Origin of the sequence: Pedobacter sp. (genome assembly GCF_041662865.1) — a bacterium.
Taxonomy (GTDB): Bacteria; Bacteroidota; Bacteroidia; order Sphingobacteriales; family Sphingobacteriaceae; genus Pedobacter.
In genome coordinates, this window is the sequence record NZ_JBAZRL010000002.1 from 40,467 (window position 1) to 55,779 (window position 15,313).

The 15,313-nt window shown below is 35.4% G+C and carries 10 protein-coding genes and 1 tRNA gene; 10 read left to right on the plus strand and 1 reads right to left on the minus strand.

The features are described 5' to 3' along the window. The first annotated feature begins 36 nt into the window (after window positions 1-36). From WC622_RS01040 to WC622_RS01060, 5 genes are all read left to right on the plus strand, one after another. On the plus strand, window positions 37-2,607 hold the full coding sequence (locus WC622_RS01040) for a DNA translocase FtsK 4TM domain-containing protein (RefSeq protein ID WP_372816427.1): 2,571 nt from the start codon (window positions 37-39) through the stop codon (window positions 2,605-2,607). A gap of 57 nt (window positions 2,608-2,664) precedes the next feature. Then, complete coding sequence (locus WC622_RS01045; protein WP_372816429.1) at window positions 2,665-3,315, plus strand: outer membrane lipoprotein carrier protein LolA; 651 nt, start codon at window positions 2,665-2,667, stop codon at window positions 3,313-3,315. A 136-nt stretch (window positions 3,316-3,451) separates the two neighbouring features. Next, window positions 3,452-4,651 carry a redoxin domain-containing protein gene (locus tag WC622_RS01050; RefSeq protein ID WP_372816431.1) on the plus strand — a complete coding sequence of 400 codons (1,200 nt, stop codon included), beginning with the start codon at window positions 3,452-3,454 and terminating at the stop codon, window positions 4,649-4,651. A gap of 9 nt (window positions 4,652-4,660) precedes the next feature. Beyond that, window positions 4,661-5,425, plus strand: coding sequence for an MBL fold metallo-hydrolase (locus tag WC622_RS01055; protein WP_372816433.1), 765 nt, complete (start codon window positions 4,661-4,663; stop codon window positions 5,423-5,425). 17 nt (window positions 5,426-5,442) lie between these two features. Further along, window positions 5,443-5,526 (plus strand) — tRNA-Leu (locus WC622_RS01060). 31 nt (window positions 5,527-5,557) lie between these two features. Here WC622_RS01060 and WC622_RS01065 read toward each other — a convergent pair. Next, complete coding sequence (locus WC622_RS01065; protein WP_372816435.1) at window positions 5,558-6,397, minus strand: hypothetical protein; 840 nt, start codon at window positions 6,395-6,397, stop codon at window positions 5,558-5,560. 358 nt (window positions 6,398-6,755) lie between these two features. Between WC622_RS01065 and WC622_RS01070 the strand changes: the two genes are divergently transcribed. The 5 genes from WC622_RS01070 to WC622_RS01090 all read left to right on the plus strand — a co-directional run bounded on the left by WC622_RS01070 (window position 6,756) and on the right by WC622_RS01090 (window position 15,313). Further along, window positions 6,756-8,462, plus strand: a complete 1,707-nt coding sequence (locus WC622_RS01070; protein ID WP_372816436.1) for a PAS domain S-box protein — start codon at window positions 6,756-6,758, stop codon at window positions 8,460-8,462. 76 nt (window positions 8,463-8,538) lie between these two features. After that, window positions 8,539-9,684, plus strand: coding sequence for a serine hydrolase domain-containing protein (locus WC622_RS01075; RefSeq protein WP_372816438.1), 1,146 nt, complete (start codon window positions 8,539-8,541; stop codon window positions 9,682-9,684). Window positions 9,685-10,292: 608 nt separating this feature from the next. Continuing rightward, the gene (locus tag WC622_RS01080) at window positions 10,293-11,657 is read left to right on the plus strand and encodes a glycoside hydrolase family 105 protein (protein ID WP_372816440.1); all 1,365 of its coding nucleotides are present in this window, start codon (window positions 10,293-10,295) and stop codon (window positions 11,655-11,657) included. Window positions 11,658-11,674: 17 nt separating this feature from the next. Continuing rightward, complete coding sequence (locus tag WC622_RS01085; RefSeq protein WP_372816442.1) at window positions 11,675-12,934, plus strand: DUF2264 domain-containing protein; 1,260 nt, start codon at window positions 11,675-11,677, stop codon at window positions 12,932-12,934. Window positions 12,935-12,994: 60 nt separating this feature from the next. Beyond that, a complete protein-coding gene (locus WC622_RS01090) occupies window positions 12,995-15,313 on the plus strand; it encodes a beta-galactosidase (RefSeq protein ID WP_372816444.1) in 2,319 nt (772 codons plus the stop codon).

Here is a 15,313-nt window from a genome sequence, read left to right on the forward strand (position 1 = left end):
ATGTTTTATATTTGTTGATTAAAATAGTAACGAAAGATGTCTGTAAAGGGGAATCAATTTAGGTCAAATTCATTTAAACAAGATAATGAACCTTCGAAAGTTGGTCAGAAACAAACTACAAGTAAGGCACCCCGAGCTAGGGCAGATATTTTACCTTCTTTTGATTTGCAAAACGGCAGATTGGTAAAAATTATAGGGCTTTTCTTCGTTATCATTTCTATCTATTTTTTGGTCGCATTTACCTCTTATTTATTTACTTGGCAAGAAGATCAGAGCTATGTAATTGATGCAAATGGCGGTTGGAGTAATCTATTTAAAACGGTTGATGAACTAAAAAATAACGGAGTAGATGCTCCAGTTATCCAAAACTGGCTAGGTAAAGTGGGCGCTTTATTGTCACATCAATTTATATATGAGTGGTTTGGCGTTGCTTCATTCTTGTTCGTTTTTGTGTTTTTTGTGATAGGATATCGTTTATTGTTCAAGGTTAAAATATTCGCAATTGAGAAAGTATTAGGTTATGGATTTTTCTTTTTACTATTCATTTCTTTAGCTTTTGGTTTCGGACATTCATTTTTTGCAGATACCCCACACTTTTTAGAAGGAGAATTTGGGTATTGGAGTAATAAATTATTAGTTGCTCAAATTGGGCAAGTTGGCGTTGGTGGATTAATCGTTTTTTTAGGATTTACTATTTTAATTATTGCTTATAACATCGATTTCAAAATCCCAAAGCGAAATAAAGAAGTTTATTTAGATAACGAAGTTCCAGAGTATGTGGATAATATAAGAGCTGAAGCCGCAAAAAATAAAGAGGATGATGAGCTTGCTGTACCAGTTGAATTTACCCTAAACGATAGATTTAAAAACGAACCTAAAAAAGATCAAAATATTGTTTTAACACCTAATCGATTTGAAAATAGAGAAGACGCTGAGGAGGACATTATTGCGGCTCCATTGGGTACAAACGTGTTATTAACGCCAACAGTTGCTGCGGCTGCAACACCTTTGGAAGTTATACCAGAACCAGCTTTTAGTATAGAGAAAAGCGAAGATGAAGTAAAAGCAGATGGATTAGTTGAACAGTTTGGTAATTACGATGAAAAATTAGATTTATCGGGTTATCAGCATCCGCATTTAGATTTATTAGAAAACTACGGCACAAATAAAATTTCCGTTAATGCCGAAGAATTGGAAGCCAATAAAAATAAAATTGTAGAGACGTTGAATCACTACAATATTGAAATCGATAAAATTAAAGCGACAATTGGTCCAACGGTAACTTTGTATGAAATTATCCCAGCTCCTGGAGTTCGTATTTCGAAAATCAAAAACTTAGAAGATGATATTGCTTTAAGTTTAGCAGCGTTAGGTATTCGTATTATTGCTCCAATGCCTGGTAAAGGTACAATCGGTATCGAAGTGCCCAATCAACATCCAGAAATGGTATCGATGCGAAGCATATTAAATACAGAGAAATGGGCGACAAATACTATGGATTTACCAATTGCTTTGGGTAAAACAATTAGTAATGAAGTTTTTATCGCAGATTTGGCAAAAATGCCACACTTATTAGTTGCCGGAGCAACGGGTCAGGGTAAGTCGGTTGGTATTAATGCTATTTTGGTTTCGTTATTATTTAAAAAGCATCCAGCGCAGCTGAAATTTGTATTGGTTGACCCGAAAAAAGTAGAATTAACTTTATTTAATAGGATTGAAAGACACTTTTTGGCCAAATTACCAGGCGAAGCAGATGCCATTATCACTGATACTAAAAAAGTTGTAAATACCTTGAACTCATTGTGTATAGAAATGGATCAACGTTATGATTTATTGAAAGATGCACAAGTAAGAAACTTAAAAGAATACAACGATAAATTCATCAAGCGTAAGCTTAACCCAAATAATGGACACCGCTTTTTGCCTTTTATTGTTTTAGTAGTAGATGAGTTTGCCGATTTAATGATGACTGCTGGTAAAGAAGTAGAAGCGCCAATTGCTCGTTTAGCTCAATTAGCTCGTGCAATCGGTATACATTTAGTCCTAGCCACGCAGCGCCCATCTGTAAATATCATTACAGGTACCATAAAAGCCAATTTCCCTGCTAGGTTAGCATTTAGAGTTTTATCAAAAATTGATTCAAGAACTATTTTGGATAGTGGTGGTGCAGATCAATTAATTGGTAGAGGAGATATGCTTTTATCAACCGGTAGCGACTTAATAAGGCTACAGTGTGCTTTTGTTGATACACCCGAAGTAGATCGTATTTCAGAATTTATTGGCAACCAACGCGGCTATCCTGATGCGTATCAATTACCAGAATATATAGATGAAAACGCAGAATCTACCAAAGGTGATTTTGATCCTGATGATAGAGATCCATTGTTTGAAGATGCAGCACAATTGATTGTAACGCACCAACAGGGCTCTACTTCGTTAATTCAACGTAAAATGAAATTAGGGTACAATAGAGCAGGAAGAATTATTGATCAATTAGAAGCAGCTGGAGTTGTCGGTCCGTTTGAAGGAAGTAAAGCCAGAGAAGTTTTATTACCAGATCAGTACGCTTTGGAACAGTTCTTGAATACCTTAAATAACAAACAATAGATGTATGGCGCTGCTAACCAGTTAATGAAGTGTTGTTAGTGGCTAATTAAAGAAAACATGAAAAAGATAATAGTAGGATTAGTAATGGTAAGTGCATTTAGTTTTACAGCAAATGCACAAACAGATGCGAAAGCAAAAGCTATTTTAGCTGAGGTAAGTAAAAAATATCGCTCTTATGATGTAGTGAAAACAGATTTCACATTTACATTGAATAATGCACAAGCTAAAGTTAAAGAAACTCAACAAGGTACTTTATATGTGAAAGCGAATGCAAATAAGTATAAAGTAGCTATGACTAATCAAGATTTGATTAGTGACGGTAAAGTGCAATGGACTTATCTAAAAAGCGATAAAGAAGTACAAATATCTAATGTAGATAATAGTGGTGATGCTATTAATCCAGCTAAGATTTTTACGATCTATGAAAAAGGATTTAAATATCTGTATACTGGAGAAAGTAAAGTTGGAACTAAAGTATATCAGATGATAGATTTATCTCCAATAGATGCTAAGAAAACTGTATTTAAAATCCGTTTAAGTATCGATAAAGCGTCTAAACAAATTGCCAATGTGGTTATTTTCGAAAAAAACGGAAATACTTACACGTATAATGTTAAAACCTTCTCACCAAATGTAAAAGTACCAGAAACTACTTTTGCTTTCGATGCCAAAAAGTATCCAGGTGTTGAGGTGGTAGATTTAAGATAATTTTAATTTCTCTCGATAGCTATCGGGATTACATGTTAAGGGTTTGAGCAAGTGCTCAGACCCTTTTTATTTTAATCAATTTTAAGTATAATTGTTGACGCCCAAATCTTTTAGCCACCAATTGCTTAATCACATCATGAAAAAAATAGGATTGTTATTAATTGTCGCTTTGTATTGTTTATCTGCCATTGCACAAAACACACAATTCATGATAAAAGGAACAATAAAAGGCAAAAATGATGGTTACATTTATCTCAGCTACACAGATAAAAATGGACAATCAAAAACCGATAGTAGCATAATTGCGAACCAATCTTTTTTGTTTAAAGGAGAAATTAATGAACCACAAAGTGTTTCTTTAAGAAGTTCCTTGAAGATTAGGAATATGGATGACCCTAATTTTGCAACGTTCTTTATAGAACCAAGCAATATGAAACTGGAGGTTACCCAAGGTGATTATAAGAATTTTAGTTTAAAAGGCTCAAAAACACAAGAAGAACTTAATGAATTAACCAAACTCAAGGCACCAATTAATGCAGAATTAAAAAAATATACTGATGCTTATCGATTGGCAAATGATGCATATATTAAAGCGGTAGAAGCAAAATTACCGCAAGACCAACAAGATGCACTTCATAAAAAAGCAAATGATATTAGGGATCAATTTGAACCTTTCACTGCAAGAAAGAATTTAATGGACTATGCATTTATAACAAAAAACCCGAATTCATACATCTCTGTCTATTTCTTGAGATTTAGGCTGTCGGGTTTGCCGCTAGACTCTATTCAGTTATTTTATAATGGTTTTACACCAAAAATTAAAGAAAGTGCTTTTGGAAAACAGATTCAAGCAGAAATGGAAAAGCTTAAAAAAGGATCACCTGGAGCTATCGCAACAATTTTTACCAGCATAGATATCAATGGACAGCCTCTAAGTTTAGCTGACTTTAAGGGTAAATATGTACTGCTCGATTTTTGGGCAAGTTGGTGTGTGCCTTGTAGAGAAGGTAATCCTCATTTAAAAACTTTGTATACTAAATATAAAGACAGAGGATTTGAAATAATTGGAATTTCTGATGATGATACAAGGCCTGAAGCTTGGAAAAATGCGGTTCACCAGGATCAAATTGGTATGTGGAAACATGTTTTAAGAGGCTTGAAACAAACTTCAACAGGTTTTGATAGAACAAATGATATAAGTGAAAACTTTGGTATCTATACCTTACCAACAAAAATATTGATTGATAAAGATGGTAAAATAATCGGTCGATATGGAGATGGTGGAGAAGATGGTATAGCCATGGATAAAAAATTAGCAGAGGTTTTAGGTAAATAATCATCTATTTTGAAAATCACATTTTTAGGTACGGGTACATCACAAGGCATCCCAGTAATTGGATGCAGTTGTTCGGTATGTCTATCTGCCGATAAACGTGATAAAAGATTACGAGTTTCGGTGTTGGTAGAAACTGACGATAAAATTATAGTAATTGATAGTGGACCTGATTTTAGATACCAAATGCTGAGAGCAGGTGTTAAAGATTTAGATGCTATTTTATTTACTCATGAACATAAAGATCATGTTGCGGGTTTAGATGACATTAGACCTTTTAATTATATCCTTAAAAAGAAAATAGATATTTATGCAGCTGAAAGAGTACAAGAAGCTTTAAAAAGAGAGTTTTCTTATATTTTTGCTGATATCAAATACCATGGATTACCGCAAATAAATCTGCATACAGTCAACGATAAACCTTTTAAAGTTGGCGAAACAAGTATAACTCCAATTGACGTTTTGCATTATAAACTCCCAGTTCTAGGTTATCGATTTAAGGATTTTACGTATATCACGGATGCAAAAACAATCTCTGAAGAATCATTAACAAAAATAAAAGGCAGTAAATATTTAGTTATAAACGCTTTACAAAAAGAAGAGCATATTTCTCATTTTACATTAGATGAGGCAATTGCTTTTGCCAACAAAGCTGGAGCTGAAAAAACTTATTTTACACACATGAGCCATAACTTAGGCCTGCATGCAGATATTGAAAAAGAATTACCTAATCACATCAAATTAGCTTATGATGGTTTGAGTTTTGAACTAGATTGATATATTTGCAACCGCTTACCCAGGTGGCGAAATTGGTAGACGCACCAGCTTGAGGGGCTGGCGCCCTTACGGGTGTGGGAGTTCGAATCTCCTCTTGGGTACAAAACTTCCCATATGGGAAGTTTTTTTAGTTTATCTTTCAACGTATTCGATATTTATTACGTTATCGAAACTTCGCAATTGTTTGAATTTTGGATATGCCAGATAATCTTTTCTGGTTTCTATCACAACGGTTTGATAGTCTTTCCAAAAGGCCGTTATATCTGGACAAATATCGTCTACTCTGTAAATTTCCCCGTGGGTCTTGGGAAACGTAACTGATATTGTCGTCGAATTAGTACCTCCTGCGCTCCACTGTGTCACTGATAACTTAAGCTTTCCATCTGGCGACAGCTCTTCCTGTTCTTTATAATGTTTAAGCTTTGGACCAGTATAAGACATCATTCTCACTTCTTCGATTCCATCTTTTTCTACTCTATTAATTACATGTGAATGTCCCGTGTTTTTTCTTGTCGACTTTTTAGAATACTCAATGATAAGTGAATTCAATATTTTGTTTTCTTTTTTATTTTTCAATGTTAGTTCGTAATACCTACGCATTGTGAAAATATCACTCATCTCTTTGTCATTGCGAATTGCTTTGTTCTCGATAATGATGTTAACCCGTTTTCGCAAGGCATCAAAGATGTCGATATCGAATCCAGTTGTTGTTTTGATGTAGGCTTCGAAATCTAAATCAACCATACGTTGCAATGAATTGATTTGTTGAGTAAGCCTAGCTTTAAGACGATCTAATTTCCCTTCATGATGATATTTTTCTGTTTCTATTTTTTGAATGTTATAGAACTCAGTCATAAAATCGTCCCCGTCGTATACAATCATTCCACCATTAAGTTTGAGCAGATAATCTATAGTAGCTAATGATATGGATCTGTATCGATCTAGTTCCGCTTGTTTTTTTTTCGATATCATCTTTCTGTTAGAATATTTTACTATAATAAGCAACTTTTTGTTTATAAGTAAAATTTAGCATAATTATAGATTAATCTACCATTGTATCTCACGATCTTCTTCTCGAGTGTCCAAACCCGCTATTTCTTCTAAATTGTCAATTAAATCTTTCAATATAAAGTTCTCCGAGGGTACAACAGAAACCTTCTCATATGGGAAGGTTTTTTAGTGTAATGTGTAGTTTAAATCCTATTCGGTCTTTTAAACTAGATCATGTTGGTTCACTTTTTTGTTGATTTAATCCTGTTTTCTTTAGATAATTTCTGGAACATTCACTAACTTACAAGAAGAGACTGATTCTTCTGATAAGTTGCCGAATATGAATAATACTGATCTATACAGCCTTTTTGAATTATCCCCTGTGCCTATGTGGGTATTTGAAGTGAAAAGTTTACGTTTTTTAGACGTGAATGTTGCTGCAACTTTAGAGTACGGTTATACAAAAGAGGAATTTCTTTCAATGGATATTATGCAGATTCGACCTCTAGAAGATGTAGATGAAGTCAGGAATATCGTAAAGGAAAATTCAAAGACAGGAGCTTTTTTTAGAAATGTATTTCGACATCTGACTAAGCAAGGAAAGATGATCTATGTACAAATAGCTAGTAATGCGATTACTTATCGAGGTATTCCTGCAAGAGTAGTGCTGGCGATGAATGTTACCGAAAAATTTGAAGTGCAACAAGCACTTCTTACTAACGAACGTCGCTTTAAGGCACTTGTGCAAGATGGTTCTGACATGATTACTATTATAGATAAGGAGTTTAAGTATAAATATGTTAGTCCTGCTTCGCAAAGAGTGTTTGGTGTTTCGCCAGAATTCTTCATTGGAAAAAGAGCATTTGATTTTATACATAGAGACGATTTAGCAAAGATAGAACGAGAAGCTGCAATGATATGGAAACAAAAAACTATTCAGTTATCTCCCTATCGTTATAAAGACATTACTGGAGGGTGGTTATGGATTGAAACTAGAGCAACCAATCTATTTGATGATCCTGCTGTTGCTGGAATTGTTTGTACATCTAAGGATATTACCGAGAGGATTATATCTGATCAAAGAGTAGCAGAAAATGTAGAACGATTCAATATCGTGTCTAAAGCCACAAGTGATGTGATTTGGGATTACGACATCCCTCAAGGAACTATCTTATGGAACCAAGCTGTCAACGGAATCTTAAAGTATCCTTCTGCAGAGCGAACTAGTTTTACTTGGTGGGTGGGAAATATTCATCCACAAGATCGAGAAAGGGTTTATGAAAAATTCAGACGGCATATCTCGGAAGGGATTTCCAGATGGACGGATGAGTATAGATTCCTATGCGGAGACGGAACGTATAAGAATATCTTTGACAGGGGATTTGTGATGGTTGATGAGGCTGGTAAATCTTATAGAATGATTGGGGCAATGCAAGATATTACAAATAGGAAAAGAGAAGAGGAGTGGTCTAAGCTATTGGAGTCGGTGGTGGTAAATACCTCAGATGGAGTACTCATTACAGATGCTTCAACTCCATCCCCAATTATTATTTATGTGAATCAGGCAATGGTAGAAATGTCTGGTTATTCTAGAGAAGAATTAATCGGTAAGTATCCAGATATTCTTCACGGTAGTAATACTAGTCAGGTAGAGCTCTTAAAGCTAAAGTCAGCTATCGAAACGCGGACTTCTGCAAAGGTCGAATTAGTTAACTATACTAAAGATGGAAAGCATTATTACGTAAGCGTTAGTCTTACACCTGTTTTCGGCGAGCATGGTGAGCTTATCAGGTGGATTAGCATCCAACGTGATGTTAGTGACCAACATAAATATGTGGAACAAATTGAGCAGAAGAACAGAAAGCTTCAGGATATCAGTTGGTTACAGTCGCATGTAGTACGTACACCTCTTGCTAGAATAATTTCCCTAGTAGAATTGCTTGAAAATACAGAAGCTAATACTAATCAGCTTGAGCTTTTGGCTCATATGAGAACCTCAGCCGATGAACTAGACGGTATCATTAAAAAAATTGCCAACAATAATTAGAATCCTTGTAACATTTAAACGATATCACTTAACTTTTATCCAAAATGTTTAAGTTTATTAAACTAATTTATAAGTAATGATAAAAGCAATTTCTCCTTATTTTTTAACTTTTCTATTCGTAATATCCTTCGTTTTTAATGGTTTTAGCCAAGCAGAGAAGGCAGAAACCGAAATACAGCAAATTATGAAGCAACTTGAAGTTGTGGGCATGAGCGTAGCTGTTGTAAAAAAGGGCGAAGTTATTTATACACATTCTTTTGGTTTAAAAAATATCGAGCAAAACACTCCACTCCAAGATCAAGATATTTTCAGAATTGCCTCTATATCTAAATCTTTCTCGGCAACATCTATAATGCAATTAATAAAGGCTGGCAAACTCTCTTTAGATGATGATATGAGTAAGCTTGTTGGGTTTAAAATCAGAAACCCAAAATTTCCGGAAACCATAATCACACTTAAAATGGCCATGTCGCACCGCTCAAGCTTAAACGATAGTGAAGGTTATTTAAACCTTGATGTTATTAATCCAGACAAAAATCCTAATTGGGCAAAATGTTACAGCGATTATGAACCAGGTACAGGTTATAAATATTGCAACTTAAACTATAATTTAATCGGAACAATTATCGAAAAACAATCAGGAGAGCGTTTTGATAGCTATGTAAAAAATCATATTTTAAAACCACTAAACTTAAATGCAGGTTACTGTGTCGATTCATTAGATACTAATTTATTTGCAACCCTGTATGAATACAATGGAAAAACAAAGCAATTTACTGCTTCACCTACAGCTTATGCGCCCCGTAGAGAAGAAATAAAAAACTATGTTATGGGATACAGTACACCAATTTTTTCGCCAACTGGTGGTATGAAAATTTCTGCAACAGATTTAGCTAAGTATATGACCATGCACATGTATTATGGGAATTACAAAGGCAAAAGAATCATATCAAAAAAGTATTCAAAAATTATGCAGACTAAATTATCTGATGAAGAAGGATATGGCTTAGCTATTCGTACGGTTGATGATTTGATTCCTGGAAAAGTAATGAAAGGTCATACTGGATCAGCATACGGTTTATATAGTGCAATGTTTTTTCAGCCAGAGGATAAGTTTGGTTTTGTGGTGATCACAAATGGTTGCAACCCGATATATACCGATGGTATGAATAATGTTTTAAAACAAACAATGGTCGCTCTTTACACTAATTTTATCAAATAGTTTTTCACATATCTAGAGCATTATAATTCGAAAACCTAGCCTTTTTGCTCAGCAATTCGTATCTTTAAAAAACCCCTCCAATTGGCAACCAATTTTGCCCAAATTCAAAAATATTTCCTAATCATTACCGCGACGTTATGGCGACATTACGGCGACCTTACCGCGACTTTTGTTCTAGTCTGGTTCGAGAATACTTCACCCATGCTTCGCCAGATGATTATGTTTTAGTGCTATCAATATGCTCGAAATCTAGATTTACCTGGACAAAGGGCGACTAAGACACGAACTTGGTACGATGGAGATATAACTAGGTAGCTTTGGGTGTATATATCATCATAAAATCGGGCGTTATAATTTTTATCAACACAAACGTTTGATTTTAGGTAAATTTAAATTAATAAAGCGAGCTGATAATTGAAAAATACTTCTTGTATAACATTGAATTACAATAGATAATATAAATTGACACCCTTAATTGGCAATCTTACTCAACGTGTAAAAGATTGAATGGTTCAATTGAAGAAAAAAACAAACGTTTGTGTTGTGATTTAATCTTATAAAAGAAATTACATGTTTATTTTGGAAGCTCATAACCGAATTAAACCAAAATGATTAAACGAACAATTTTATTTCTTCTAGGTGTTTTTTCTATTCATGTAGCAATTGCTCAAAGTCAACCGAGTGCCTTAAATGGCGACTCAATTTTCTATCAAATGAAAAAAGTGGCCGACTGGCAATGGAAAAGCTTAGAAACAGTAGGATGGAAAAATCCAAAAAAGGACTGGACCAGTGGTGCTATGTACACTGGCATGATGGCATGGGCTAAATTAGCAAACGACGAAACCTATTATCACAAATTGATTAAAGTTGGAGAAGACAATAAATGGGAAATAGGAAAGTACCGTCATTTTGCAGATGATTATTGCGTAGGGCAACTGTATTCTCAATTGTATACGATTTATAAAGATCCAAAGTACATTGCCGATTTTAAAGCGCTAGCAGATACTATTACTCAATTGCCGCATACCGAAGGTTTAGAATGGAAAAAAAATATCCATTTAAGAGAATGGGCTTGGTGCGATGCCTTATTCATGGGGCCACCAGCATTGGGTTATTTAACTGAAGCAACAGGAGATTCTAAATACTTAGATAAGTCTGTACAATTATGGAATAAAACAACCGAATACCTTTATGATAAAGACGAGAACTTGTATTATAGAGACAGTCGTTATTTTAATAAGAAGGAAAAAAATGGTACCAAAGTATTTTGGAGTCGTGGTAACGGATGGGTAATAGGTGGGTTGGTAAGAATACTTTCTGTACTGCCAAAAAATCATCCAGAACGTAAAAAGTTAGAAGGTTTATTTATTGATATGTCTGCTAAACTAGCAGCTATCCAACAGCCAGATGGAAGCTGGCATGCTAGTTTACTAGATCCTGAAAGCTACCCTTCAAAAGAAACAAGTGGAACAGGATTTATCTGCTATGCGATGGCATGGGGCATTAACAACGGATTGATATCTGAAAAGAAATACCTGCCTGTAGTGAGTAAAGCTTGGTTAGCCTTAACCACTTCTGTACACCCAGATGGAAAATTAGGCTTTGTACAAGCTCAAGGTGCTGCACCTGATAAAGTGGGTTACGAAGATACTGATGTATATGGCGTAGGCGCTTTCCTTTTAGCGGGTAGTGAAATGCTTCCTTTATACTTAAATGATAAAAAGAATGTGTTTATTAAAACAGTTTACAACGGAACTGCTGCCTCAAAACAACAAGTTGTAGAGTTGAAATGGACAACTATAACTAAGAAAATAAAGAATGCTAATCAGAAAAAATTGGTAGTTAGAGATGGTGCAACTCATGCTTTAATTCCTTCTACTATGGTGTATAAAGGTAAAACACCACAGTCAATAAAGTTTACTGTTGATATTTCATCAGGAACAAATAGATTTTTTGAAATCAGTACTAAATAAATAAAGAACCACATCAAATGAATAAACTTAAACATGTGTTTTTAACGACGCTAATTTTTGTTAGCGCTCAAGCTGTTACTCAAGCACAATCTCAAAAGAAAACCAAGCAAAACACTGTAGTTACTGGAGCTCAAGATCGTGAGTATTGGGTAAATTTACTATACAAAATGTCTTCCCCTGTCATCTTAAACCTTTCAAACAGCACCTTAAAAAAGAATATGCCTGTAGAAGTACCTCCAGGACTAAAACCAGACTTCTTTAAAAAGGTGACTTACCTTGAAGCTGTTGGACGTACAATGGCTGGTGTTGCGCCATGGTTAGCGTTGCCAGATGATGATACTAAAGAAGGTCAGATGCGTAAAACGCTACGAACTGCACTTTTAAAAGGTATTGCAAATGCTGTTGATCCAGCAAACCCAGATTACCTGAATTTTAGAACTGAAAGTCAACCAATAGTTGATGCAGCCTATATGGCTCAAGCATTTTTAAGAGCACCAAAAGCCTTATGGGAACCCTTAGATCCGGTAACTAAAGCAAGAGTTGTTGAAGAATTTAAGGCTTTACGTACACGTACAGGAGCGTATAACAACTGGTTACTTTTTGCAGGAATTGATGAAGTTTTCTTAATGAGTATTGGTGAACAAGCAGATCCAGTACGCATAGAATTTGCAAAAAGAAAAATTTTAGAATGGTATCAAGGAGATGGTTGGTACAGTGATGGCCCAAGTTTTAGCATGGATTACTATAACTCTTACGTAATTCACCCGATGTTAGTTGATTTTTTCAAAGTACTTTCAGATAAAAAAAGAATTAATGTAGAAATGTACGATACTGCTGTAAAGCGCATGACGCGTTATTCAGAGTTTTCTGAGCGAATTATTAGTCCAGAGGGTACATACCCTGCAATGGGAAGATCTGTTACCTATCGTACTGCAGTATTTCAAGCATTAGGACAAGTTGCGCTGATGAATAAATTGCCTTCACAAATTAGCCCTGCACAAGTTCGTAGTGGTGTAACTACTGTAATGCACCGCATGTTCGATCAATGCAATAATTTTGATAAAGATGGCTGGTTAGTTTTAGGTTTTTGTGGTTCGCAACCTGGCATCGCCGATGGATATACGTCTACGGGCAGCTTGTACATGGCAACACTTGGATTTTTACCTTTAGGTTTACCTGCGGATAATGTGTTTTGGACTGCACCTGCAGAGGATTGGACAGCAAAAAAAGCATGGAGCGGTCAGCCATTTAAAAAAGACTACCATGTAGAATACTAAATCAGACATTGTCTGGTGTCTTTTGCTCATCCTTAATTTTGATCATCACTTTATAGCGTAATGAAGAGTTTTAAACTACTAATAATCGCCCTCGCACTATTTCTTAGTAGCGAAGGAAAAGCCCAACAAGCAAAGACTTTTGCAATTGGCACCGAAAACTTTGAACTAAACGGTAAACCTTATGTAATTCGCTGCGGTGAGATGCATTTTGCTCGTATTCCGAAAGCGGAATGGCGTGACCGTTTAAAGATGGCCAAAGCAATGGGCTTAAATACAGTTTGTGCGTATCTTTTTTGGAATATGCACGAAAATCAAAAAGATCAATTTACATGGAGCGGACAAGCTGATGCGAAAACCTTTTGCAAAATAGCACAAGAAGAAGGATTATATGTGATTTTAAGACCTGGACCTTATTCTTGCGCAGAATGGGAGTTTGGTGGTTTCCCGTGGTGGTTATTGAAAGATAAATCGATAAAATTACGCACACAACATCCGTATTTCTTAGAGCGTAGCAAAAAATACTTAATGGCTGTTGGGAAAGAATTAGCCCCATTACAGATTAATAAAGGCGGCAATATTTTAATGGTTCAGGTAGAAAATGAGTACGGTAGTTATGGCAACGATAAAGCCTACATGAACATCATTAAAGCTGATTTACAAGAAGCTGGATTTACTGTTCCCTTGTTTCATTGCGATGGACCATCTCAATTAAAGGCAGATCATCCTGATGGTTTATTTGCGGTTGTAAACTTCGGTAGTAATCCTGAAGCAAATTTTAAAGCATTGAGAGCAATTCAGCCTACTGGACCATTAATGAGCGGAGAATATTATCCAGGTTGGTTTGATAGTTGGGGTCGCCCACACCATACAGGCGATACCAAAAGAATTGTAAATGAATTGAAGTACATGTTAGATCAAAAAGCATCTTTCAGTATTTATATGGTGCATGGAGGAACAACTTTTGGCACGTATAGCGGTGCAAATGCACCACCGTATTTACCACAAACGAGTAGCTACGATTACGATGCCCCGATTGATGAAGCAGGAAATCCGACAGAAAAATTTTATGCACTACGAGAATTATTTGGACAGTATTTACAAGAGGGAGAAACTTTACCTGAAGTTCCTGCAAAACATAAATTCCAAACCTTAGCGCCTGTAAAATTCACAGCATTTGCTAGTTTAAATCAAAATTTGCCAAAACCTGTGTTAAGTGACACCACCATGTTGATGGAGGATTTGAATCAAGATTTTGGTTGTGTGCTATATAAATCTACTATCCCGGCAGGTGCAAAAACAAAGTTAACTTTTGATGAAATTCACGATTACGCGTTGGTGTATATCGATAACAAATTAATAGGAAGTTTAGATAGAAGAAAAAGCAAATACAGTTTAGAAATCCCAGCAAGGGCAAAAGCCGCACAACTTTCCGTTTTAGTAGAAGCAACTGGTCGTGTAAATTACGGCGGACATATGCACGATAGAAAAGGTATCCATGGGCGTGTATTTTTAGTTGGTGCGAACAAAAAGACTGAAATCAAAAATTGGAAAAACTATCCAATTCGCTTGGGAGATGTTACTATTCCAGTTAAATATCAGGCATATGCTAAACAAAAACCAGAAGCAGGTTTTTACAAAGGCACTTTTAACGTAAATACTATCGAAGACACTTATTTGGATGTAAGTAAATGGAACAAAGGTTTGGTTTGGGTAAATGGCCATTGTTTAAGTCGTTTTTGGAGTATTGGACCAACGCAAACCATGCTGGTACCAGAAAGCTGGTTGAAAAAAGGAGCTAACGAAGTGATTGTTTTTGATTTATATGGTTCGGCTAAACCAGAATTAACTTTCTTAGATCATCCGATATTAGATCAAGTAAATGAGCCACAGCCAGAAAAACACAGAAATGCTAAACAAAAATGGGATGCAACCAATTTAACAGCTTGGGCAGAAGGTACTTTCGAAAATAACAATAAATGGCAAACCGTAAGCGCAAAACCAACTTTAGCAAGATACATTGCTTTAGATGCACTTTCAGAACAAAAAGGTCAGCCGTTTACTACCATTGCCGAAATTAATGTATACGATAAAAATGGCAATGAAATACCTCGAACCAATTGGAAAGTAGTATTTGCAGATAGCGAAGAAATAGGAGGCGAAGATGGAAGTGCGGTAAATGTTTTCGACTTGCAATTTACAAGCGTTTGGCACACCGAATGGGAAAATCGTTCGCCAAAACCACCACATCAATTGGTATTAGATTTAGGTAAAAACTACGAAATAGGCAGCATTAAACTATTGCCAAGACAAGATAATGCCAATGGGCGAATTAAAGATTACAAAATCTATTTATCAACCACTTTATTTAAAGGATTGTAA